General features: G+C 61.6%; 26 protein-coding genes. 2 read left to right on the top strand and 24 right to left on the bottom strand.

What is annotated here, in order from left to right:
* Positions 1–139 precede the first annotated feature (139 nt).
* The 17 genes from F7R26_RS40190 to F7R26_RS40110 all read right to left on the bottom strand — a co-directional run bounded on the left by F7R26_RS40190 (position 140) and on the right by F7R26_RS40110 (position 11,618).
* Positions 140–664 carry an HAD domain-containing protein gene (locus tag F7R26_RS40190; protein WP_017510478.1) on the bottom strand — a complete coding sequence of 175 codons (525 nt, stop codon included), beginning with the start codon at positions 662–664 and terminating at the stop codon, positions 140–142.
* Entirely contained in the window at positions 661–1,872 is a 1,212-nt protein-coding gene (locus F7R26_RS40185) for a DUF1173 domain-containing protein (RefSeq protein ID WP_017510479.1), read from the bottom strand. Before F7R26_RS40185 ends, F7R26_RS40190 begins: the two co-directional genes overlap by 4 nt.
* Before the next feature lie 15 nt (positions 1,873–1,887).
* The gene (locus F7R26_RS40180) at positions 1,888–3,570 is read right to left on the bottom strand and encodes a zeta toxin family protein (protein WP_027477965.1); all 1,683 of its coding nucleotides are present in this window, start codon (positions 3,568–3,570) and stop codon (positions 1,888–1,890) included.
* 17 nt (positions 3,571–3,587) lie between these two features.
* Positions 3,588–3,848 carry a hypothetical protein gene (locus tag F7R26_RS40175; RefSeq protein ID WP_009242129.1) on the bottom strand — a complete coding sequence of 87 codons (261 nt, stop codon included), beginning with the start codon at positions 3,846–3,848 and terminating at the stop codon, positions 3,588–3,590.
* Positions 3,849–3,861: 13 nt separating this feature from the next.
* Positions 3,862–4,323 (bottom strand): hypothetical protein, encoded by a 462-nt coding sequence (locus F7R26_RS40170; RefSeq protein ID WP_017510481.1) that lies wholly within the window; start codon positions 4,321–4,323, stop codon positions 3,862–3,864.
* 32 nt (positions 4,324–4,355) lie between these two features.
* Positions 4,356–5,444, bottom strand: coding sequence for a Fic/DOC family protein (locus tag F7R26_RS40165; RefSeq protein ID WP_011798681.1), 1,089 nt, complete (start codon positions 5,442–5,444; stop codon positions 4,356–4,358).
* A complete protein-coding gene (locus F7R26_RS40160) occupies positions 5,441–5,668 on the bottom strand; it encodes an antitoxin VbhA family protein (RefSeq protein ID WP_027477964.1) in 228 nt (75 codons plus the stop codon). The genes F7R26_RS40165 and F7R26_RS40160 overlap by 4 nt, the downstream gene beginning before the upstream one ends.
* Positions 5,669–5,680: 12 nt before the next feature.
* The gene (locus tag F7R26_RS40155; RefSeq protein ID WP_234710895.1) at positions 5,681–5,911 is read right to left on the bottom strand and encodes a hypothetical protein; all 231 of its coding nucleotides are present in this window, start codon (positions 5,909–5,911) and stop codon (positions 5,681–5,683) included.
* Positions 5,912–6,051: 140 nt separating this feature from the next.
* A complete protein-coding gene (locus F7R26_RS40150; protein WP_027477963.1) occupies positions 6,052–6,423 on the bottom strand; it encodes a hypothetical protein in 372 nt (123 codons plus the stop codon).
* 247 nt (positions 6,424–6,670) lie between these two features.
* The gene (gene istB, locus F7R26_RS40145) at positions 6,671–7,435 is read right to left on the bottom strand and encodes an IS21-like element helper ATPase IstB (protein ID WP_060983853.1); all 765 of its coding nucleotides are present in this window, start codon (positions 7,433–7,435) and stop codon (positions 6,671–6,673) included.
* Positions 7,432–9,072, bottom strand: coding sequence for an IS21 family transposase (gene istA / locus F7R26_RS40140; protein WP_060983852.1), 1,641 nt, complete (start codon positions 9,070–9,072; stop codon positions 7,432–7,434). Before istA ends, istB begins: the two co-directional genes overlap by 4 nt.
* Before the next feature lie 66 nt (positions 9,073–9,138).
* Positions 9,139–9,591: a PD-(D/E)XK nuclease family protein gene (locus F7R26_RS40135; RefSeq protein ID WP_241754866.1), complete on the bottom strand. Its 453-nt coding sequence runs from the start codon at positions 9,589–9,591 to the stop codon at positions 9,139–9,141.
* Positions 9,588–10,001, bottom strand: a complete 414-nt coding sequence (locus F7R26_RS40130) for a CFI-box-CTERM domain-containing protein (protein ID WP_027477961.1) — start codon at positions 9,999–10,001, stop codon at positions 9,588–9,590. Before F7R26_RS40130 ends, F7R26_RS40135 begins: the two co-directional genes overlap by 4 nt.
* A complete protein-coding gene (locus tag F7R26_RS40125) occupies positions 9,998–10,216 on the bottom strand; it encodes a hypothetical protein (protein WP_027477960.1) in 219 nt (72 codons plus the stop codon). Before F7R26_RS40125 ends, F7R26_RS40130 begins: the two co-directional genes overlap by 4 nt.
* A 3-nt stretch (positions 10,217–10,219) precedes the next feature.
* The gene (locus F7R26_RS40120; protein WP_011798623.1) at positions 10,220–10,480 is read right to left on the bottom strand and encodes a hypothetical protein; all 261 of its coding nucleotides are present in this window, start codon (positions 10,478–10,480) and stop codon (positions 10,220–10,222) included.
* Between the two features lie 7 nt (positions 10,481–10,487).
* Positions 10,488–11,213, bottom strand: coding sequence for a M48 family metallopeptidase (locus F7R26_RS40115; RefSeq protein WP_150990014.1), 726 nt, complete (start codon positions 11,211–11,213; stop codon positions 10,488–10,490).
* Between the two features lie 75 nt (positions 11,214–11,288).
* On the bottom strand, positions 11,289–11,618 hold the full coding sequence (locus tag F7R26_RS40110) for a TrfB-related DNA-binding protein (protein ID WP_082355033.1): 330 nt from the start codon (positions 11,616–11,618) through the stop codon (positions 11,289–11,291).
* A gap of 83 nt (positions 11,619–11,701) precedes the next feature.
* On the opposite strand from F7R26_RS40110, the gene F7R26_RS40105 reads away from it, so the two are divergent.
* Together F7R26_RS40105 and F7R26_RS40100 are read left to right on the top strand one after the other, a co-directional pair.
* A complete protein-coding gene (locus tag F7R26_RS40105; protein ID WP_027478008.1) occupies positions 11,702–11,956 on the top strand; it encodes a hypothetical protein in 255 nt (84 codons plus the stop codon).
* The gene (locus F7R26_RS40100) at positions 11,956–12,267 is read left to right on the top strand and encodes a hypothetical protein (protein ID WP_241754865.1); all 312 of its coding nucleotides are present in this window, start codon (positions 11,956–11,958) and stop codon (positions 12,265–12,267) included. Before F7R26_RS40105 ends, F7R26_RS40100 begins: the two co-directional genes overlap by 1 nt.
* Positions 12,268–12,291: 24 nt before the next feature.
* Here F7R26_RS40100 and F7R26_RS40095 read toward each other — a convergent pair whose 3' ends face one another.
* From F7R26_RS40095 to F7R26_RS40065, 7 genes are read right to left on the bottom strand one after another with little or no spacing between them, the layout of a single operon-like run.
* The gene (locus tag F7R26_RS40095; protein ID WP_150990017.1) at positions 12,292–15,339 is read right to left on the bottom strand and encodes a conjugal transfer protein TraG N-terminal domain-containing protein; all 3,048 of its coding nucleotides are present in this window, start codon (positions 15,337–15,339) and stop codon (positions 12,292–12,294) included.
* Between the two features lie 12 nt (positions 15,340–15,351).
* Positions 15,352–16,758, bottom strand: a complete 1,407-nt coding sequence (locus tag F7R26_RS40090; RefSeq protein ID WP_017510489.1) for a conjugal transfer protein TraH — start codon at positions 16,756–16,758, stop codon at positions 15,352–15,354.
* Between the two features lie 10 nt (positions 16,759–16,768).
* Positions 16,769–17,581 carry a conjugal transfer protein TraF gene (locus tag F7R26_RS40085; protein WP_027477936.1) on the bottom strand — a complete coding sequence of 271 codons (813 nt, stop codon included), beginning with the start codon at positions 17,579–17,581 and terminating at the stop codon, positions 16,769–16,771.
* The gene (locus F7R26_RS40080) at positions 17,578–17,850 is read right to left on the bottom strand and encodes a hypothetical protein (RefSeq protein WP_150990019.1); all 273 of its coding nucleotides are present in this window, start codon (positions 17,848–17,850) and stop codon (positions 17,578–17,580) included. The genes F7R26_RS40085 and F7R26_RS40080 overlap by 4 nt, the downstream gene beginning before the upstream one ends.
* A 4-nt stretch (positions 17,851–17,854) precedes the next feature.
* Entirely contained in the window at positions 17,855–18,217 is a 363-nt protein-coding gene (locus F7R26_RS40075) for a hypothetical protein (RefSeq protein WP_027477938.1), read from the bottom strand.
* Entirely contained in the window at positions 18,214–19,458 is a 1,245-nt protein-coding gene (locus F7R26_RS40070) for a conjugal transfer protein TraN (RefSeq protein WP_063599704.1), read from the bottom strand. The genes F7R26_RS40075 and F7R26_RS40070 overlap by 4 nt, the downstream gene beginning before the upstream one ends.
* On the bottom strand, positions 19,455–20,726 hold the full coding sequence (locus tag F7R26_RS40065; RefSeq protein WP_241754869.1) for a hypothetical protein: 1,272 nt from the start codon (positions 20,724–20,726) through the stop codon (positions 19,455–19,457). Before F7R26_RS40065 ends, F7R26_RS40070 begins: the two co-directional genes overlap by 4 nt.
* Positions 20,727–20,736 lie beyond the last annotated feature (10 nt).

Below are 20,736 nucleotides of genomic sequence, written 5' to 3'. Positions count from 1 at the left end.
CAGTTGAGGATATGACCCAGCACCTTGCCGCAACGGGCGCAGCGCCGTTCATGTACTTGGGTGCCGTCCCAGCTCGAATAGATGGGCGTGGACAGCGGCGAATGGATGCCAAACAGGCAAAGGAGGGTGTTCCACACCTTCACGGCGCTGCCCACATCACGCGGGTGAGCTGAAGCAGCGACTCCCCGGTAAGTCCGTCCAGGTACTCGGTGGCCACCAGCCGGCGTGTATCTGGAAATTCCTGCACGCGGTCATCGAGGGCGGCCCATTGGGTGACGCCGTACTCGCGGACAACGCAAAGGATCTCGTCCAGCCTGGTGCAATCAGGCAAAACGGGCGTGCAGCCGATAACGCGCTCGCGCAGCTCTATGGAGAAGAAGTTGCGCAGCTCATCCAGCGTGTGTGTCTCGCGCCAGTTGGATGAAATCACCACATCAACATCGGGATGCGCTCGCAGCCACGTTTCCAGCAGGGGCAGGTAAATCAGCGTGCCAGACTGGCCAGGGTGCAGAACCCCGTCGATGTCCAGCATCAGGACGGGGCCACGGGGCGCACGCTGAAGCGCCCAGCGTGGCGCGCGGGGATTCACCGGCAGACTTTCGCGCGCGAAAGTCGGGGCGACGGTCGGGCGAATGCCGACGAAGCGGAGTAGGGCGCCCATCATCGGCCGTGCTCCGGCAGCTCGGGCAGCGCCGGCATAGGAGCCTCGCCAGCCACCCACTTCCATGAAGGGAGCTTGCTTTCCGCAATCAATTCATCGACGGCGGCCGCATAGTCTTCACTGGCCCCAGGCGGAACCACGTACATGGCGGTCGGCTCCGGCTCGGTATCCGAAGCCACCGCGCAGGCCAGCGGCCGCGTGGAAGGCAGGTTGTACCGCATCCCTTTCATGAATCGCCGGTTCTGCTGCGTCAGCGCATCGAGCACCATCTTCTCGAAGGTGCTTTCAAAGGGAATCCAGTTCTCGGTCACGCACATCAACGCGACTTCCTCCAGCGAGGCTACGCCGGTAGCGCCGATGCTGAACGTGCCGATCATCATCAGGTGGGTGCCCTCCAAGGCATCCCACAGGCCCAGCTCCACCTCGAACCTCTTGAGCAGCCGCTTGTAGATGTCGTCGTTCATCATGAAGTGGCAATCGGGCAGGTGTTTGAGGACGATCTTGTGCCCGTAGCGTGACTGAGCCAGTTCCTTCACTTCCCCCACCACAAGCATCAAGCGCCGTGTGCCCTTCTCGGGTGTGGCGATTCGCATCATCTGCGCGAGTCGCCGCTGGGTGATTTCGTTCTTCTTCTCGGCGTTGAACGATTCGGGCATGTAGAGCATTCCGGCCAAGCTCGCGCCTTTTGCCGTCTTGTCCTCGGCTGCTTGCAGCAGGTACTTGCGGATCACGTACCAACTGCGCTTGCCGGCCATCGTCGGTGCCCAGCGGTTGAAACCTGCTTCTTCCCACAGGTAATGCAGGGTGCCGCGCAGGGTCAGCTTGTTGCCATCGGTCTTGACGCTATCCGTCTCCTTGCCGCTCGGTGCCGGCGCGGATCGGCTCGCGCCCTTGGACAATGCGAAGTCGAACTTCAGCGCCGTGGTGCCTTCGTCGGGGTTCTCCTGGATCGCGGAGCCAATGACTTGGCCAAGCCCGGACAGCTCGGGCGGCGGCTCGTAGGAATCGCAGGCCGGGGCGTGGCCGCTACCAGAATTGGGCATCCGTTTGATGAGGTACTTTTCATCAACTTTGGCCACGTACATTTCAATGCCGGGGGTGCGACACAGGCACAACGGCCGCTCCCGCGAGCTGTAGATGCGGGCCAGCAGCTCGGGCAAGCCTGGGTCGTCGGAATGAATGGATTGCCCGCCAATCTGGTAGATCGCCATGTTTTTCTCCCTTTCTTACCGGCCCATGTCCCGGCCCACGTCCCGCGCGTTCTCCCGCGCCGGCTCCTTGCCCTGCTCGTACACCTGACTCTTTTCGTTGCCGTGCTGGATCGTCACTTTCTCGCCCACACGGACATCCCGATCTAGTCCGTCCTTCTCGTAGCGCACAGCCACCATGTCGGACATCTTCACCAGGGCGTGATGCGATGAGGTGGCCACCACTTCGCCCTTCACGTCCTGCTTGAGTTCTTGCGCATCCCGCACCACCAAGCCCCGGTGACTGGCGGCCATGTCGATCACGCGCCGCGACTCATCCACGGTGACACTGCCCTCCGGGACGCGGCCCCGGTGAAGCTGCTCGGACAGCTCGGCACGCGCATTGAAGTAGCTGGTTTCCCGCTGGCCTTGACTGGTCTGAGGTGTCCAGCTCTGCTTGATGTCGTGAAGCTGCTTGTAGGCCCCGTCCAGCTCCGGGTGGCGCTCCAGCGCCTCGCGCTTGGTGAGCTGGTCGAATGCCTGGGCGCGCTGATAGGCTGGGGTCTGCTCGAAGCGGGCCAAGTCGTTTCGAGCCGCTTCGAGCTTGGCCGCCAGCTCGTCACGGTCGGCCAGCACCGGCCGCGCGGTGCGCTCCTGTTCCGGCCGCAAGGCATCAGCGTAGGCCCGCTTTAGGGCCTCGTCGTTGCCCCCGATGTACTTGCCATACTCCCGCACACCATCTTTCTCGGTGTACGTGGTCTGCCCCGGCGTCGAGGCCGACTCCCGGCCATTGGGAAGGCGCTCGGTGCGGATCACATAGGGCTGGTCTTCAGCCTTGGCATCCCGGAAGGCCCTGGCGGCTTCATTGACGTTGCTGTAGTCCTTCGCATCGTTCTTGGCCACGGTGCCCACGGTGTAGGTCACGTTGTCGCGCACACCCTCCCGCTGCTTGGCCAGCGTATTGATGTCGTCCAGGGCGGACACGTAATCGCGCCGCTCGGCGTGCGTCCAAGCGCGCCCGCGTTCCTGCTCCAACACCTCAACCGCTGCTGCTCGCCGCTTCCACTCTCCGCGCTCTTGGCTGTTCTCGTAGATTTGCTGTTGATTGGCGTCATAGACGCGCACCGAGTCGGTGAGCTTGTCGCGCTCCAAGGCGCGCACTGACTCCACCATGCCGTTGTAGGCGTTGTCGTGCTGTTCCTTGTTGACGAATCGCCCGGTGCCGCGCTCGGCCACCTGTTCCTCGAAGCGCAGCCGTGCGCGGGTCACTGAGGTTTCCGGGTTGACGGCCAACACTCGGGCCTCCACCTCGTAACCCTGTTCCTTCAGGCGAGTGGTCAAGTCCCGGATGTTCTCCGGGCTGCGCATCGTGCCGTCCACCACCAGATTGCGGCGGTTCTCCACGGCGGCCAACGTGAGGCGGGTAGCCCATTCGCCGGCCTCTTTCTGCGTTCGGTCGGCGGCGTGCTGGGGGTCTTCGCGCGAAAGCTGCTTGTAGCGCGGGTTTTCCTCGCGCATCCGGTCGGCGTCGATCACCACAGCGCCGCCGTTGGCGCGCAGCTCGCGGATCGCTTCGGCGGCCAGCGCCGATTTGCCCGATCCTGGTTGGCCGCCCAACAGGATCGCCTTCGGATTCTCCTGCGCCGTCGTTCTTGCCAGTGCATCGCGCTCTACATCCTTGTAGGCGCTCTCCATTGCGTACTTGGAAACCTCCCCAGCCATTTGTCTGCCCTCCTGCCTTATTGGTAAAGGTCGCGGGCCTGTTGGCCGTACTGAGTGATGACGCGCTCGATGGCCTCGTCAGCATTCGGATCGAGGTCTTCGCGGATCGTGCGCAGCTCGTCCTTCGCTTTCTGAGCGGCCGCAATCACGGCCTCGTCAGGGGTAGCCTTTTCGCGTTCGGCGGCAATGGCTTCGGAGTGGTGGGCGATGATGGCCCCCAGGACATCCAGCGCCACCTCGTAGCGGACGCCGGCACGGCTGAAAAGTTGGTTGGTCATGGTCGTGGATTCCTCACTGATTACCGGATTGGTTTTTGGCTTGGGTTGCATGGAGCGGCCACAGGGCCGCGTGCAGCAGGCGGTAGGTGATGCGGTCGCGTTTCAGCAGGCGCGCATACACGTCGTTGGCCGTCAAGCCAAGGCTGCGGGTGGCGTACAACCCCCACGCCAGATAGACAGCCAGCAGCACGGCCGCAACGGGGACGAAAGCCAGAAACCACACCCCAGCGATGACAAGCCCCACCACAAGCAAGCGGCCCCCTACGGTCGCCCACTTGGAGCCGAACATTTCGAGCTGGGCCTTACGGTTCAGGTCGTGCTCGGCATGGGCGCGTTTCCAGACATCGGCCCACGGCTCGCCGGGGGAACGGCTGAAGACGGCATCCAGGTAGGCACGAAACTCGCGCATCAACAGGTAGGACGCGGCAAAGCACATCCCCACAAAAACCAGCAGCTCAAGCGTTTCTCGATTCATGTTCTTCTCCGTCGGTCTTTCGCGCGCGAAAGTCAGCGCGGCGTCGGCACGCGCTCGCGCTCCATCTGCATGTCTTTGCCGCCACGATCCCGCGCCGGCTCCTTGCCCTGCTCATAGACTTGGCTGCGCGCCTTGTCGTACTGGATCGTCACGCGCTCGCCCACGGCAAGGTCACGATCCAGATTGGCGCGTTCGTAGCGCACGGCGATCATGTCGCCCACTTGGAGCATCGCGTGGTGCGATGAAACCGCCACCACTTCGCCCTTGAACTGCCCGCCAAGCCGTTCGGCGTCCCGCACCATCAGCCCGCGATAGGCTGCGGCGTGGTCGATGACGCGCTTGGACTCGTCCAGCGTCACGCCATCGCCCACTAGCCGGCCGCTGTGCAGCTCCTTGGAAATTTCTGCCCGCAGGTAAGCGGCGTCCTGCCCGGCACGGTGGGCGTCGTGCAGCATCTTGTAGGCACCATCCAGCTCGGGATGCTTGGCCAGAGCTTCGCGCGTGGCCAGTTTGTCGAAGGCCACCGCCCGCTCCACGGTCGTGATTTCGTAGAAAACTTCGCGCGCTGGCTCCAGGTTGCCGCGCGCGGACTCCTTGGCGGCCTCGTTCCATGTCTGCTTATCGACCTTGGAGTAATCGAGCTGATAGCCCGCATCCTTGGCGAGCTGCCCGATGAATTCGCGCGTCGTGCGGCCGTTCCCTTCGCGGAAGGGGTGCATTTCGTTCACGCCGGCATAGACCTCGGCCATCTTCCCGCTGAACTGCTCCTTGTCCATCCCGCGCAGATAGTTGGCTTCCTTGATCGCGGATTGGATTTCCTGCGCCTTCTGCGGGATGTCTTCCTTGAAGGTGAACAGGGTTCGGTCGCCGGCAGGCCCCTTTGCAATATCCACCTTGCGCACTTCGCCGGCCCACTCGTACACATCCCGGAAAACCTGCTTGTGGATCGCCTGAAGGTGGGCCAAGTCGTACTCGCCCCGTACCGGGTTTTCGCGCAGCTCCTGGATGCGAACAGCCGTTGCGCCGCGCTCAAAGCGTTGCAGCGCCGCGAGGTCGCGGATGTCTGCCTTGTTCTTGAGAACGTGCGTGCCGGGGTAGGTGTAGTCTTCCTGCTCGCTCATTGGGCGGCCCCTCGCGCACGTTCGAGGTACTTGGCCACAGCCTCGTCAGGGGTCAGGGTGCCGGCAATGACTGCCTCCTGAATGGCAAGGTCGGCAGCGTCCACCGGCATTCCCTCCAGGGCCAGAGAAGCATTGGCTTGGGCAAACTGCGCCCGGCGCACGTCGGCCGGATGGGGCGTAGCCACCGGGCCGGTATCGAGTTCATACGGGTTCTTGTCTTCCATGTTTGCCCCCAGTCAGCCCAAGCCGGGCACGGCAATGCCGAACACCCGCACGGCAACAAACACCACAGCCGCCAAGCCCGCCACGATCAACACGCCGCGCAACACGCGCGCGAGCAACAAGCCAACGACAATGCCGATCAGCAGCGGGGTAGGGGTTTCAGCGAAGATGCGTTGCAGCGCAGCCCATGCCCCACCCACATAGGGAGAAACCATTTGCCATATCTGCGTCAGCAGCGCGTCCATCGGTAAGTTGTCCATGCGGGAGTCCAGTACCAGTATTCAGTTGCCGTTATTGTGCTTTCACGATGAAAGCAAGTTTATCAAAAAACTCCTACTGGCACTAGGCGTTTAGCGCGATAACGTCAATAGGAAGGGCAGGGCGATCACGCAGCCACCAAACTGTCTCGCACCGGCCGCAACGCGGCGGATGTCTGGCTGATGATCTGGTGGATTTCGCCCAGGTAGCTATCCACTCGGTTCTTCATGCTCGCCCAGGCGTGTTTGGTCTGAACCAGCGCATCGAGCGTGTCAGCGTCGAACTTGCCGGCCTGGATGCAGTTGTGGATGGTCAGCAGGCGAATCTCCATGTTGCGCAGCGCGTACTCGCAACGATTGATCTGCTGGCCGTCGATGGGGGTATGGCAGTAGCGGACGTTCTCCACGTCGCGCACGAAGCCCTCGAAGTCCTTTTGATGGTCGCTGAGAAGCCCGACGAAGGTTTCCATCAGGCGCAGTTCGCGGTCAGGGATAGTCATTGGTGGAATCTCCATGTTGTTGGTTAAGGGTTGAGAGAAAAGCATTCGGAACGGTGCCCGCATGTGTTGCACTTCCGGCCCCGGCTTCGGCGGGCTTTGGCGCGGCGCTCGGTGATGTCGATGTACCGGGCCACCAACTGCTCGCAATAGGCGTCGTCGCGCAGTTCCACGCGGATGGCGCCCCGATGGCCAGGTCAAATTCCCCCACCCTTGGCCACCCCAAATTCCCCCAGGCAGGACGACCAGATTATGACGACTCGGGTGTGATGGCGATGCGTGCGGCAGCCTCCTTGAGGCGGTAGCTCTTGCCCTCGAACTCCAGCATTGCGCAGCGGTGCATGAGGCGGTCCAGGATGGTGGTGGCCATGGTGGCGTCGCCCAGATATTTGCCCCAGTCCTGCACCACGCGGTTGGATGTGATGACGATGGAGCGGCGCAGCTTGTAGCGCTGGTGCACGATGGCCTGCAGCACCTCGGCTGCGTGCTCGCTGATGCGTCTGGCCAGGAACAGGTCATCGAGGATGATCAGGTCCGGTGAGACCCAGTCCTTGAGCAGCTCGGTGCGCTCTGAGTCGCTGGCCAACGCGTAGCGAGCAAACTCGGTGTCGGCTTCCAGGTAACGCGCGTCGTATCCCTGCAGCGTGGCCTGGTAGGCCACGGCCTTGGCCACATGGCTCTTGCCGGTACCGGGCTTGCCGATGATCAGCGCATTGGCGCCCTCGCCGATGAACTTCAGGGTATGCAACTCGAAGCAGGCGCTGCGCGGCAGCTTCGGGTTGAAACGCCAGTCGAAGTCAGCCAGCGAGGGCCGCTCATCCAGGCCCGAGCGCTTGAAGCGGCGCTCGGTCAGACGCGAGCGCCGGCGGTCCAGTTCGTCTTGCAGCATGGCCCCAAAGGTCTCCAGGAAGGGCTCCTGCGCGGCCTGGGCCTGCATCACGCGGGTGGACAGGGTCTCGGCAATGCCGGACAGACGCAGCTCGCGCAGCGCGCGTTCGATCTCGATCATGTTCATGGCTGAATTCCAGGTGCGTTGTTGGTGTTGTTGGTGGTGGTGTTCGCCGTGGCGGACTCGAGCGTGCTCGTGGCTGTGACGGCCGCAGCGTGCGCGAACAGATCGGCGTACTCATCGGCGTCGCGGATGAGCTCGTGCTGCTGGGTCAGCGTGCGCCCGCCGCCGGCGGGCGCACCGCTGGACTGGGTCTCGATGGCGTTGAGCGCCTGGGCAAAGATGGCCTCGGTCAAAGCCAGCACGCGCTTGTAGCTGTAAATCCCCTGCTCCAGGGCCTGTGCGCAGGCGGTGTCGACGCAGTGCGCTGGGTATCGCCTGGCCAGGCTGACGATGCCCCAGAGCTTGCGCTGGCCCACCCGACCCTCGATGGCAAAGAGCAGCTCACACAGCCGTTTGGCGTGCTCACCGATCTCGCCAGCCTGACGCAGGATCAGACGGGTCTCGCGCGAAGGATTGAATACCCGCTCCTCCATGGGCAGCACCACCGTGCCGGGCCGCTCGGCCTTGGCGTGGGTGCGCAGCAAGGCGCCGGTTTGCAGATCGCGGATCTCGATGCGCTGGGCATAGATGCGCACCAGCACCTTGGAGCCGATGTTCGCCGGGCGAGCGGCGTAGCTGCTGTGATCCACCCGCACGCAGCTGTCGTCGCAGACGGTGCGCACCGCCTCCTCGAAATACTGCATGCCCAGGAGCGGCAGAGGTTTGAGGTGGCTGCGCTCCTCCTCGAACATGGCCTGCACCTGGCGCCGCTCGGTGCCGTGGATGCGCTTGGCTGCCCAGCTCTTCTCCCAGTGCGCCAGGAACTCGTTCTGGGCCTCGATGGACTCAAAGCGCCGGCCCTTCAAGGCCGTGGCCTGGGTGTGGCCAATGGCATGCTCCACCGTGCCCTTGCGGTTGGGGTCTCGCACCCGCGCCGGGTCGGCCACCACGCCATAGTGCGCCAGGGTGGCGGCGTAGACTTTGTTGAGTTCGGGCTCGTACAGGTCGGGCTTGAAGACGCCTTCCTTCAGATTGTCCAGAACCACGTACTGCGGGCAGCCACCGAAGTACCGCAGAGCCTGCTCGTGCAACTCGGCCCAGATTTGCTGGCTGGACTTCCAGACCACGCAGCGGAAACTGGCGCGCGAGTAGCGCAGCGTGGCCACGAACAGGCGGGGCTTGCGGTACCGCTCGCTGCCCGGCACGCGGGTGGGCGCGCCCTCGCCGTAGTCCACCTGCATCTCCTCCCCAGGCAGAAAGGACAGGCGGTCGAACTGCTCGGGCTCCTTGTGGCGCAGCTTTGCACAGAAGCGTTTGACCGAGTTGTACTGACCAGTAAATCCGTGCTGGTCGACCAGGTCCTGGAAGATGGCCATGGCGTTGCGCTTCAGACGCAACTGGGCTTCGATGAACTCGCGCCAGGGTTCGCACAGGGAGGTGGCCACCGGCACAGCAGCCGGTGGCCAGGGTGGGGGAATTTGCTGGGCCGAGCCGGTGGCCACCCCGGGGGAATTTGACTGCAGTTGCTCCAGCCAGCGTTGGTGATAGCTCCTGACCGTCTTGCGGTCGATGCCCGTGATGCGGGCGATCTCGCGTTGCGATGTATTGCGCTCCAGCAGTGTCTCTATGGTGGCGCGTTGGTTGGACTTCAAGACATTCACTCCTTGGCCTTCCCTCGAGGAAGACCGGATCAATGTCCTGCCAACAGGTGCCGACGGCGCCGGCGTTTAACCCCTATCCCCGATCAGTTCAGGTGGGGGAGTTTGAGGTGGCCATAGGCGGGGGAATTTGGGTGGCCATCGGGGGATGGCGCGGCGCTCGCGGGTTTTCCGGTTGTTGATGGCCACGAAGCCAAAGGGCGCGGTTTCGAGTCCGTTCAGGCGAAGCAGCCACGCTTGCAAAGAGAGTTGCGCAATGTCCGTCTCATAGACGCGGTGGGCATCGCGGTTCTTGTTTTCGAGAGGGACATGCAGCCCATCGGGGAGCCGATACACCTGATCGGGCCGGCCCACCACGGGAAACGGCGCATTGATGAACAGATTGCGCTCCACCTGAGCAACCTTGCCGGCCGCAAGTTCGGAGGGAAGCCAGTTCTGAGTGAATCCCCGCCAGACCATGAAAGTCCAGACGGCCAGGGCCAGGGCCAGCCCGAAAAGGATGTAGCTCGGCAAGTTGCTCATCGCGGCATCCCCAGCGTGGCCAGCAGGGCATTCAGTGCGGCACGCACGGCACTGGCAGCACCTCGGCTCCGGCACAGTAGCGGCACCAATGCCGGCGAAATGGCGTAGTAGGCTTGGACGAAAAAGCGCCCTGTCGTTGTCGGCATCAGCACGCGGTCGCGCCACGCCCGGAGAAAGTCCGTTTCAGGGGCGTCAGGCCCGTAGATCGCGGTGGCAATGAAACAGCGCCGATCAATCGCTGCGCGCGTCTGCCCTTCGACCTGAAACCGTAGGTGCTCGAAGGTGCCGGCAGCGGCCTTCGCCCGAACCTCCAGCGGCCGGGCATCCCCACGCTCACGGTCGAAAACCACCTTTTGCTCGCAGTAAACCGTGCCTACGATGTCGGTGATCGTGTGGTACTTTTTCTTCATTCGCGCCCCCGTTCAGAATTGAACTCGGGCAGGCGCGCAAACCATTCCATTGCGTGGTAAATCGCCAAAGCACCGGCCATGAACACAACAGCGGCCGCTACGTGGAACAGCTCCACAAGCCCCGACTCCCGCACAAACCAAAGCACGGCAATACAGCACCCAACAACTAGGGTAATGAACACGAAGTAGAAACTGATGCAGTAGGATGGCCGCATGACTCACTCCATCGACTTTCGCGCGCGAAAGTCGGGCTTGGCCAGCATCCACCTATAAATGCCTAGCAGGCTGGTGGCAGTGAAAGCCACTTGCATGAAGATCAGGCCCGGCGCGTCGGTCATGACGCCGAAGCCGATCCAGCAGACATTCGAGGCCAGGAAAGACACGAAGCCCCAGCCGGACAAGCGGTTATTGAGGGCCAGCATCAAGGCCCCCAGCACCCCAAACGCGCAGCCGATCCATTGCAGGTAGAAGGCATCCATGCTCATCTCACAGAAGGGCCTTGCGCCCGGTTTCCACGGCCCGCATCCGCATGGCCAAGGTCGGGTAGGCATTGGCGAACGAGAACCAGCGAACCCAGGATTTCGAGGGGTACAACACGGCCAGCTCGCGCAGCGCCGTCAACATCGTTCCGCGCCCTACGGACTGCGCAGCGCCGGCATCCGCCCGGTACTCGCAATACCGGCGAATCCCCAGGAACAGGAGGAAGGCGGCAAAGAAAAAGTTGTTGTTGTCCAGGAGGTGGCTGCTCACAGCAAAGCAGCAGGCATAGGTGAACGTGGCGAAGATGTGGCGCTCATGAACATGGGCGTTTTCATGGGCGATCACGCCCCGCATACCGTCGTCGCTCATGCTGGCCAGCAGGCCGGTTGTCACGTAGATGCGCGAATGACTCGGCAGCAGCCCCACAGTGTTGGCTTCCTTGTCGGCATGGTCATACAGGAAGACGGGGCGACTATCAGGGATGGTTGCCACTATCCTTGCCAAACGCTCTTGAAGCGCAGCATCCCGCGACGGTCGCGGAGCAAGGAAGCGCGCCGATAATGGCGCGCTGGCATAAAAGCCGAACAGGAATATCAGGCTACCGAGGGCCTGAGTCATTGGCTTGGCGGCTGGATTCGTGGATAACCTGCCAGTTACCCACAAAATGCCGCCAGCAACCTCCATGATGAAGACGATCAGAATGATCCGTCTGAACCAGTGAGACGGGATCATTGCAAATTGCAGTCGTCACAGATTAAAGCTGTTGGGATCGAGCGATACGGCGTTTGATCGGTGCCCGCGCGCCAGTCATTTCTCATGCTGAGAGGCTGTTGCGAAGCACATCCGCCCAAGGTGGCCGTGGTAATGAGAATCAGGAGAAGTTTTTTCATCGGTTGCCCTTTCAGGGGAAAGTTGGTTATTGATTTCTTCCAGCAGCTCCCGGCACACTGAATGCACCCGTTGACGCGAGACGCCGACGTGGCGCGCGACGGTTGCCTGCCGGTAGCCTTTGAGGAACACTTCATCAGCGATGCGGTAAGATTCGGACGAAAGACCCAGCCGCCGCGCTGCTTTCACGAAGACAGCACGCGACACATGGCCACACGCTGCGGAAACAGTCTTGAATATCTGGCTCATCCCCTTGCACCGTAAGGGTTTTGGGCGTATTTTGTCAATAGACAAGATGCGCAAATTTTATCCAATTTGGAAGGAGAGTTGTAATGAAAAAGATGCTTTACGCTGCTTTCATCGTGGCAGCACTTGTAGGCATGACCAACGCCAGCGCCCAAGCGGCCAGCGCGAAGCGTGGCGGTGTCTGCATCGGCCCCTTCCGTGGTGGCGACTCGGTGTTGCAGTGCGAACACATCGGCAAGGTGACGATCAAGCAGATTTACGAAAAAGGCTTCCGTGTCGTGCATATGCAAGACGACAAAAACACGGCCACCTACGTGATGCTGGTTATTGAGGAACAATAATGATGCGACTGACAAAAATGCTGTTCTCTCGAAGGCGCTGGATGCTCTGGCTTCCATTGCCGGCCGCTGCCGCACTTTCGGCATTCGGTGGTAATTTCCTTGCCGACTACATTCCAATGCTCGGCGGCGGATTGATTTTCTGGATTCCATTCTGGCTTGCATGGTGGTTAAGCGATGGATTCAAGGGAATGTCGAAATGGCCCGGCACTGGCGCGCCAAATAGCGCAGCAGGCGTTAATCCATTTACCGGCAAGTCTTGTGTTGTTCATCATTTACCCTGGGGCGATAACTACACGGGCGGCAATTCTTGAAAGGGGGCAAAGCCCCCTTTCCCTTTACTTGCTGCCGTTGTTGATCTGAACCGAGGCGGCTGTTTCCCGCTTCATGTTGTCGTTCAGCTTTTCGCCGTCTGCCGTACCGTCGCCGCCAGTCAGCTTGTCCCAAGCCTTCTGAACGGTGTCCTTGCCGTCGCGGATCATGTTGTCCTCGTTGACGGCTGCGGGGTTGGCCCGCCCAGCGCCAACAGCCTTGTCCGGGCTGGCCCAGGCATTCACGTTCTCGTCCAAGGCCCCGGCACGCGCGGGGATGCTGCCCTTGTTCTTCGGGTCGAGCTGGCCCTGTACGTCCCCTCTGGATTCCGCAATGATCGGAGGCGCAGAGGTATCGACCTTGAGCGGAGCGGTTCCGCCGTAGCCGGTCTGTGCCACCTTCTTCTTGTGGACGCCCTGGATGTCCTGCGGGATGCCGGCGCGATCCTTGGCGGATTGCTTCTCCAGCTCGCCCTTCGTGGTCGGCAGTTTTTCGCCTGCGAAAGTCTGCTGCGGCATGGTGGTAGCTTGTTGAACCATGCCCTTCTCGCTCACGTAGTCCTGCACCATGTCCATGATCCGGTCTTCGGATTGGTTGGCGAAACGCATGGCGGTCATGCCATTGCGCGCGGCCACCTTCTCGAACAGATACGGATCGGCCATCAGATCCTTGTGAGTCGTGAAGCTGTTGCTGTCGCTACGGTTGGCGCGGTCGCCAGTACCGAATTCACGACGATCAGAGACATCACGCACGCGGGAAACCTCATCCACGTTCGTAAGGGCGGCATCGCGGCCGTGGCGGTCGTTTTGGGCCGATTGATTGCCCGTCCCGGCCTGCTCGGTGCGGGAGCCGCGTTCAGCAAACGTGCGCTCGGTGCGCGCGGCCTCCTGGTTGCCATGAACCGTATCCACGCCCCGATCCCGGCCGTGCTCGGCGGTGTAGGTCTTCGCGCCGTTGTAGCCCAGGCCCGCGTTGATGAGGCTGCCCGAAGGCTGGGCACCGCCCTTGCCGCCACGGTAGTTCTTCAGCGCCTGGTCGATCTGTTGCTGGTTCGCGCCGCCCTGCTTCATGGCGTCAGCAATACGCTTTTCCTCGCGCGGATCAGGCGCGCCACCCGCGCCACCCGCACCAGGAGCACCGCCGCCGCTGGGGTTCCCACGGCCAACACCCAAATTCATGTGGAGTTGGTCATTGGCACCGGCCGCAGTACGGAAGTGCGAACCCTCCCGGAAGTTGCGATCCAAGTTCTGGCCAGTGGAGTGCTGGCCGCCATACCCGCCCTCGCTCCCGCGAGCCGCCACCACGCCCGTGTTCTGGTATTGGCCACGGGTTGTATCGTGCCCCTTCACGTCCGTGAGGCTTGAGCTGTCGCCGTGCCGGCGCGCCAGTTGATCCCCGGTCGAAGTGATGTCGGTACGATGCGCTTCCTGGTTTCGGCCGGCTTCCAGTCGGTGATCCATGTTCATCTGCGTCAGCATCCGGTTTTGGAGCTGCTGCAAGGCAACCGCGCCGTTCGCGGCCATTGTGGCCGTCGAGCCATTGCCTCGGCCGATGGTTGCCCCGCCGCCTTGCAGGCCGATGTTGCTGTCGTACTTGTTCATCGAGGTCGTGTTGACCGATGCGGTATCAAGTCCAGCTTGGCCCATGCTGACATTGCCGCTGGCATTGCTTGCGCCCACCGCTGCGCCGGCAGAGGCAAAGCCGGTCATCATCCGGTCGGCAACACCCATGAAACCGCCCTGCCCCAGCTTGATGATGGCCCCGGCGATGAATGGCACCAGGACAACCATGTAGCCGATGGCCGCCTGCTCGTTGGTCAGCGTGGCGTCGAAAGCATCGGTGAGCTGGAACGGCACACCGGCCGCCAGCTCCAGCGCGCGCGCCTTGTAGCGCAAGTGCATGAGCGACAGGTGGTTGATGACGGCGAACAAGATTGGCCACAGGCCGATCCAGGCCAGCGACATCATGTAGCCCGCGATGATCTTCTTTGCACCCTCGGTCGAGCTGACAACCATCAGCACCACAACAACCGGGAATAGGCCGTAGATGATTGCCTCGATCCAGTTGCGCATGTGGGGCAGCGTCTCTTGGGCCAGCAGGCTCAACGTGCTGTTGGAGCCGTCAGCTTGCCGTGCCGCCTGGGCAGCGCCGGCCAGGGCATTAACCTCGGCCACCCGCGCAGGATCGTTCAGCAGCGCCGGCAGCTCGGTGCCGGCCTCCTTCCAGATGTTGTTGAACATCGCCTGCTTCATCGCGTCGGAGGCGTTGCTGGAGTTATTCAGAATCCAGTCGTAGGACGTGCCCACCGTCGAAACGAACATGCTGGTAGCGATGGCATCACTGCTTGCCCGAGTGAAAGCCTGCTTGCCGTAGAAGGCTTGGCCAGCCGTTACGGCGTCGTTGACCTTCTCCTTCAGGATGGCCGCAACATTGGTGCAGGTATCGGTGGTCGGCGCATTCGTCAGGGTGTTGTAGGTGACGAAGCGGGCCGGACTCGTGTTGTTGAAAATCACGTTCCAGGTATCGGTGCCACCCACAATCTGCTGCGGGGTGATTTCACCGTCTTTCACGTCGTACAGCGTGCATTCCTTGATGAACTGCATCAGGTCGGAGCGCAAGCTGGGGTCGCGGATCGTCGCGTTATTCACTTGCTTCAGGATGCGGTGCCCGAAGCCCACATCCCCTTTTTGCAAGCCCAAGTCTTCAGGCACACCGAAGACCGTTTCATAGGTGTTGGTCAGTGCGCCGAACACCAGATTTGTCGTTTGCGCAGTGACGGCCAGGGCAAAGGGGACGTTATCGACCACGCGAGGCGGCTCCAGCCCGGTCTTGTCGGTCAAGGCAACGCGCGCGATCGGCAGATTCAGCACCGTCACGAAAGCCAGGGCGTGGATAAACCACTTCGCCATTTCGAGCTGCTTGTTCATGTAGCCGAACATGCCGATTGCAATGGCGAACAGGAAAACCAGCTTCAGCAAGCCAGCGAAGCCAGCGCCGGCCATCATCGAGGCCACGGCGTTGAAGACGTAGTAGAGCGTTTCTACGTTCCAGTAGGTTTGAATTTCGATGTCCACGGCATCCCTCCCTTAGCGCAGGCTCTTGCCGAAGGCGAGCGAGTTACGCAGCGTCTGCGACAGGTTGGCATTGAGCGCACGCTCCATGTACTGCACCTCCTGGGCGATGTTGTAGGTGCTGATGGTCTGCGAGTAGGCAGTGGCCAGCACCTGCTTTGCTGCGCGCGAAATTTCCTCCAGCTCGGGCTTCATCTTGCCCAGCTCGGCGGCCTGGGTAGCGTCGGCTGCGGCGGAGAACTTCGCCATTGCGCCGCGCAGGTCGGTGACGGCACGCTGGATGTAAACCTCGGCGTATTTGGCGGCGATCAGCTCTTGGTAGCGGCCAATCAGCGCATCGGCCATCGAGGTGTTGTTGAGGGTCGTCGTCACGGCCAGCATCTTGTAGATGGGCAGATCGGTGGCGTTCAGGAAGCCGATGGTGGCCGCCATGTCGTCATGTGCCGAACGGTTGGCGATCTTGTCGGAGATTTTTTCCATCTTCTCCCGCACCATCGTCTTGAAGCTCTTGGTGGTCACTTCGTCCTCGGTCGGACTCAAGCAACCGTCCGCGCTGGTCGTGTCGCAACGCCAGATCGGCACCGTGATGGTGTCGGAGGTAGTACGCGCACCCACCAGAGCCTCCACCGTGATTTCCTTGCGCAGCAGCGGGATTGGCAGTTGTGGGGTGTCGCCGGTCGGGAAGATCATGCTGCCGATCATCGACATCAGGATCATGCGTTGCTCGTCGGTGATGCCATCGAGCTTCTTGAGCGCCTTCCAAACCACGTTGCCGGTCGGGAGCTGGTCTTTCGCCTCGGGCCTCGCGTTGGCCACCGAGTTCACCGTTTGGTTGGCCCGGCTTTCGCTGTTCATCACGTTCGTCCAAGCGTCGGTGATGTTCTCGAAAATATTGGTGTCCACACCGAAGTTCTTGGCCGCGTTCTGCTTGCCGCGCGTCCAGGTGTCGGGCACGGCAGCATTGACAATCCCCTTGGCCGCCTCGCAGGAATCCATGTTGAGGCGATTGGCTGCTTGGGCGGTGGCTTGCAGTGCCTGCATCACGTTGTCGCAGGTCGGGCACAGGTTCTGGATCGCCAGCTTGAAGCCGTAGCCCAGGGCGTTCGAGCCGATGTTGCGCAACATGGCCACAAACTGCTCTTTGTTGATGAACGAGAAGCCACCTGCAAACAGGTCAATGCCGCCGCACCCGGCATTCCAGCTCGGAGGCGTCACCGTGGCGAGTTGATAGGTGCGCTTGGGCATCCGCATGAACAGACTCCCCCCCGTGTAGAGGTTCATCGTCTGGCCTTGCAGCACAGCCGGGTTGCTGACGTTGCCCTGAGCATTCACGGAGTCGAAAAGCTCCTGCATGTTCATGGCGTAGGTAGAGGTGGTGAAAGCAAATGCCGTCACCAGCGCCGTTACTTTTTTCAGTAGCATGGGCAGCTCCTTAGAAGTTTTCGCCGGGCTTGGTGCCGGTGAGGACAAAGATGCGATTGACGATTTCGGTCAGGGCCATCATTCCGAAGCCGATGGGCGCACGGTCGCCGGTTTGCTTCGAGCCGATAAACAATGCCGGCACGCGCTCGATCCCCCAGGCCGCCGCTTGAGCGCGGCCGTCGCGGGGATTCGGGAACTCGGGCAGGCCCATGCCATCCACGGAGACGCCCAGCACCTCGATGCCGTACTTGTCCGAAAGCATCTTGAGCGTCGGAGCCATCGCGTGGCAGTACGGGCAGTCGCTGCGGAAGAAGAAGATCAGGCCGTGCTCCTTGGCCAGCATCTTCAGTTGCTGTTCCTCGTTCTGAATGCGGCTCTCGTCGTAAATCTTGATCGCGGAGTTATTGACCGGGCGCTTTTGGGCGTAGTCGAGGCTGGGGTTCTGCCACACCACGCGCCGCCAGTTGTCAGCGAAGACAGCCCCCTTGTCCTGCGTCATCTGCCAAAGCTCCAGGTAGTCCTTCATGTTCTGGTCGGTGGGATTCATCACCGCCACGTCCTCCCGACGCTTCAGCTCTTGCCGCAGTTGCTCGGCGGTCTTGATGTCCTTCAACTCGATGCGTTTGGGCTGGTCGGCCTTGCGGCTGCTCTGCGGCCGTGCCGGCGCCGGCGTCGGCTGCACGGGTTGAGGCTTGGCCTCGTCCATGTCGCAGTACCAGTTGGGCTTGTTCGCATCGCATTGCCAAACAGAGGGGTAATCCAGTGACTGCGCATTGGCATAACCGGACAGCAGGGACAGCAGGAGAAGGCTTCGCTTCATCATTGGCGCACCTCATCATTTGCCTTCATCACCGCGCCACCCCCATGCGTCGCAGCTTTCTTCGTCGGCTTTGCTTGTTGTGATTCGAGGTAATCGAGCACCATTTGACGAACGCGATCCTCGGACTGATTGGCCAGACGCATGGGAGTCATCCCGTGATAGCTGGCCACCTTGGCCATGAACAGCGGATCAGCCATAAGGTCAGTAACGGGCGCTCCAGCAATCGCTACGGAACACGTCAGCACCAATGCAAAAGGAATGACTCGCTTCATGGCCTTACTCCACGGAAATTGGCGGGGTGCCGTCGAGGCAGTAGTTGAGCTGAGTCTTCAAGATCGCGTCGGTGCGCCCTTGCGGGGTATCCACGTCCTTCTTGGTGAACACCATTTCAAGGCGCTTGCAGTCGGCGCGACTAAAAGACTTGATGACCTTCGCAGTCACCAGCAGCGGCCCGGTCGAGCGGAATTGGCGCGTGAAGTGCTCGGCCACCTCCCCTTCCATGACGCCGCTGGAGTTGCCGTTGCGGATCGCGGCGGCCAGCACGTCGTGTTGCCGGGTATAAACGGTTGGCCCAGCGAGGCTTTCGCGCGCGAAAGTCGAGCAGGCCAGCAAAACGAGGGCGATAGAGAGAGTTTTCATTGGTCGTAGTAGCTCTGAACTTTTTGGTTGACGGTCTGCTGCACCCGGTTGCTCATGGTTGATGCCGGCACATCCTTGGGCACGATGTCCGCGATGAACTCGGACAGATCAATCCGGGAGAAATCGAGGGCTTGAAGCTGCGCCTGGTTGAAGCCGCCGCAGCTATTCATCGGCATCCCGAGTTGCGCGCGGCCTTGGCGATTGATGATCTTGGCCAGCTTGGAGTTAAAGCAGCAGTGGCGTTCCTTCTTCTCTACGCAGACCTTGAGCACCTTCTTGCTGCAATACGTCTCGATGTGGACGCACAGGTTTTGGCCGCGCTTCATGGCCATGACCTGCTCGGCGGAATCGCAGCTCAACCATTCCTGCACCAGCATGATTGCCACGGACAAGGCGAAGCTGTACGGGTCGAAGCCGACGAACTGGAAGCCGTTGGCAAAGGTGAACTCGAAGGTGAACCCGTAGAACCCGAATTGCGGGTTGAAAACACCGTCACCCAGGCCGGATGCCCAGCTATTCATCGCACCAAGGCCCTTGTCCACCAGCGAGCTATCGAGCTGGCCATAGAGCGAGTCGTACATATACTTGGAACCCAGCACGATGGATTCGCGGCCCGCTTCGCCCGCCGCCTTCATGCCCGCACCCAGGAGCGCGTAGTTGCTGAAAGCAGCGCCACCACCGGCCGACTTGCAGCAGCTCTTGAGCGTGGAGCCGCCCAAGACCTTGATGCTGCATTCCTCCATGTAGCCCTTGAAGATTTCAACCTTGTTGGGGTCGATGCCGTACACGCCAGCCTCGCGGGCAGCCTCCATCATCACGGCCGCTTGGCCGAAGTCCTTATCGGGCGGCGAGCTGGTATCAAAGCACCCTGCCCCGCCGTTCTGGCAGAAGGCGCTTTGATCGCACACGGTTTTCTCGGTGTAGGTTTCCGGCTTGTCCGGGCAGTTGTATTTCTGCTCGTACATCACGCAGGTGCCGGCGTCGTCGCGCTCCACGCATGACGATCCGATCTGTGAGCACCCCTTATCTCGCAGCGGCTGGCAGTCATTGGTCATGTTCTGGCTGCGACATTGATAGGTGTCCTGGTACTCCCAGCACTCGCGGAAGACGGACAGGCCCGACACGTTGCGCGTCTGATTAGGGGCCGTGCATACCGTGCCCGTCTTCTGGCAGTCGGGCGAAGCGAAGGCGCTGAAGCTGGCGACTAAAGCCAATGCGGCAAGAATCTTCTTCATCATCATTGAGCCCTCTGTTCCAGGGGAGCGCACTGGCTGTTGTCCCATTGGTCATAGCAGTTGCGGGGGCACAGTTGGCGCGTCGTGAGCTGAATAGCGCCCTCCCCGCCACCGGCAACAATCGTCCGCATGAAGATCGTGTTGGAGCCGTTCTTGAGGTAAGGCTTCACGTCGATGTTCAGGCCGAAGTTCCAGCTCGTTGAAAGCTCCGGGCCGCTGAAGCAGGTCGCGCAGTACTGAACCATGCCGGTGCGGTAGTCGCTGGCCGTGCAGTTCCAGCCACCCGCAACCGCCGTGCAGCTCTGGTAGGAGGTCTGGTTGCTATAACCGCCGTCGCCCCATCCCCAGCCGCTCGGCTTGTCGTAACAAATCCAGGACGTACCCCAATCGTCATAGGACTGTTGGCATACGCGCGTGCTGCTCGACTGGAATACCGGAGGCGGCGAATAGATTTCCAGCCGGTCGCCGCCACGCGGGCCGACATAAACGAGGTTGCCGTTCACCTTGACCATCAGCCAGTCGTCGAACGCGGCGCGGGTCAGGGCGAAGCGGGTAATCAGGCCCACGTCGCGGATTTCAAAGGTGAGGTTGCGGTCATACACCGCTCCCCAGCCACCCCAATAGTTGTCCGCGATGGTGCCGAACTGGAGGATGTAGTTTCCGGCCCCGTCCGGGGTGAAGCTGGTGGACATGTCGCCGGCCCAGCTATTCGGGACGATACCGCCCTGGTCGCAGCCGTCGCGCTCGGGGTCGCACGCCACCTTGAGCACGCGTTTGCAGGACAGGTTTTCAAGCGTCTGCGTTTCCGTGCAAGTCTCGGTGATGTAGGTCGCCGGGTTCTTCACGCGCTCCACGCGGCACTGTTGGGTCGATGCGCCGGGGATGCTGCCGGGGTTGTTGATGACGCCCTTGGAGCCGGTCAGGATCGGATCGGTCTGCTTGTCGATGGTGAACTTCGGCCGTTGCGTCGGGTTCTTGCTCATGAAGTTCACCGCATCGCATTCCTGCTGCTGGAAGGCGTTGGGTGCCCGGTATGTCTCGCACTGAATCTGCTTGTTCGTTCCCGCCCCGCCGATCAGGTTGCGGCCCTCCTGGAAGTTGGCAGTCTCGGGTGCTGTGGTGCCGTAGTACGGCAGCACGTTGGAGCCGGTTGTGCCATTGATCTTGCCCCCGGCCACACCCTTGCCGGTGTTGGCGAAATCCTTGCCGGCATTGAAGGCGTCGGCCGGCGTGGTGATGGTTTGGGCGCTGGCCACGCCGGCAGCGGCGAGCATGGCCACGATG

The sequence above is a fragment of the Cupriavidus basilensis genome (genome assembly GCF_008801925.2).
Lineage (GTDB): Bacteria > Pseudomonadota > Gammaproteobacteria > Burkholderiales > Burkholderiaceae > Cupriavidus > Cupriavidus basilensis.
This window is presented reverse-complemented; position numbering and strand designations above follow the sequence as displayed.

What these genes read in the sequence shown, in the direction of transcription:
- F7R26_RS40190 (WP_017510478.1), bottom strand. Translation starts at nt 664, where the DNA reads ATGATGGGCGCCCTACTCCGCTTCGTCGGCATTCGCCCGACCGTCGCC.
- F7R26_RS40185 (WP_017510479.1), bottom strand. Translation starts at nt 1,872, where the DNA reads ATGGCGATCTACCAGATTGGCGGGCAATCCATTCATTCCGACGACCCA.
- F7R26_RS40180 (WP_027477965.1), bottom strand. Translation starts at nt 3,570, where the DNA reads ATGGCTGGGGAGGTTTCCAAGTACGCAATGGAGAGCGCCTACAAGGAT.
- F7R26_RS40175 (WP_009242129.1), bottom strand. Translation starts at nt 3,848, where the DNA reads ATGACCAACCAACTTTTCAGCCGTGCCGGCGTCCGCTACGAGGTGGCG.
- F7R26_RS40170 (WP_017510481.1), bottom strand. Translation starts at nt 4,323, where the DNA reads ATGAATCGAGAAACGCTTGAGCTGCTGGTTTTTGTGGGGATGTGCTTT.
- F7R26_RS40165 (WP_011798681.1), bottom strand. Translation starts at nt 5,444, where the DNA reads ATGAGCGAGCAGGAAGACTACACCTACCCCGGCACGCACGTTCTCAAG.
- F7R26_RS40160 (WP_027477964.1), bottom strand. Translation starts at nt 5,668, where the DNA reads ATGGAAGACAAGAACCCGTATGAACTCGATACCGGCCCGGTGGCTACG.
- F7R26_RS40155 (WP_234710895.1), bottom strand. Translation starts at nt 5,911, where the DNA reads ATGGACGCGCTGCTGACGCAGATATGGCAAATGGTTTCTCCCTATGTG.
- F7R26_RS40150 (WP_027477963.1), bottom strand. Translation starts at nt 6,423, where the DNA reads ATGACTATCCCTGACCGCGAACTGCGCCTGATGGAAACCTTCGTCGGG.
- istB (WP_060983853.1), bottom strand. Translation starts at nt 7,435, where the DNA reads ATGAACATGATCGAGATCGAACGCGCGCTGCGCGAGCTGCGTCTGTCC.
- F7R26_RS40135 (WP_241754866.1), bottom strand. Translation starts at nt 9,591, where the DNA reads ATGAGCAACTTGCCGAGCTACATCCTTTTCGGGCTGGCCCTGGCCCTG.
- F7R26_RS40130 (WP_027477961.1), bottom strand. Translation starts at nt 10,001, where the DNA reads ATGAAGAAAAAGTACCACACGATCACCGACATCGTAGGCACGGTTTAC.
- F7R26_RS40125 (WP_027477960.1), bottom strand. Translation starts at nt 10,216, where the DNA reads ATGCGGCCATCCTACTGCATCAGTTTCTACTTCGTGTTCATTACCCTA.
- F7R26_RS40120 (WP_011798623.1), bottom strand. Translation starts at nt 10,480, where the DNA reads ATGGATGCCTTCTACCTGCAATGGATCGGCTGCGCGTTTGGGGTGCTG.
- F7R26_RS40115 (WP_150990014.1), bottom strand. Translation starts at nt 11,213, where the DNA reads ATGATCCCGTCTCACTGGTTCAGACGGATCATTCTGATCGTCTTCATC.
- F7R26_RS40110 (WP_082355033.1), bottom strand. Translation starts at nt 11,618, where the DNA reads ATGAGCCAGATATTCAAGACTGTTTCCGCAGCGTGTGGCCATGTGTCG.
- F7R26_RS40105 (WP_027478008.1), top strand. Translation starts at nt 11,702, where the DNA reads ATGAAAAAGATGCTTTACGCTGCTTTCATCGTGGCAGCACTTGTAGGC.
- F7R26_RS40100 (WP_241754865.1), top strand. Translation starts at nt 11,956, where the DNA reads ATGATGCGACTGACAAAAATGCTGTTCTCTCGAAGGCGCTGGATGCTC.
- F7R26_RS40090 (WP_017510489.1), bottom strand. Translation starts at nt 16,758, where the DNA reads ATGCTACTGAAAAAAGTAACGGCGCTGGTGACGGCATTTGCTTTCACC.
- F7R26_RS40085 (WP_027477936.1), bottom strand. Translation starts at nt 17,581, where the DNA reads ATGATGAAGCGAAGCCTTCTCCTGCTGTCCCTGCTGTCCGGTTATGCC.
- F7R26_RS40080 (WP_150990019.1), bottom strand. Translation starts at nt 17,850, where the DNA reads ATGAAGCGAGTCATTCCTTTTGCATTGGTGCTGACGTGTTCCGTAGCG.
- F7R26_RS40075 (WP_027477938.1), bottom strand. Translation starts at nt 18,217, where the DNA reads ATGAAAACTCTCTCTATCGCCCTCGTTTTGCTGGCCTGCTCGACTTTC.
- F7R26_RS40070 (WP_063599704.1), bottom strand. Translation starts at nt 19,458, where the DNA reads ATGATGATGAAGAAGATTCTTGCCGCATTGGCTTTAGTCGCCAGCTTC.
- F7R26_RS40065 (WP_241754869.1), bottom strand. Translation starts at nt 20,726, where the DNA reads ATGCTCGCCGCTGCCGGCGTGGCCAGCGCCCAAACCATCACCACGCCG.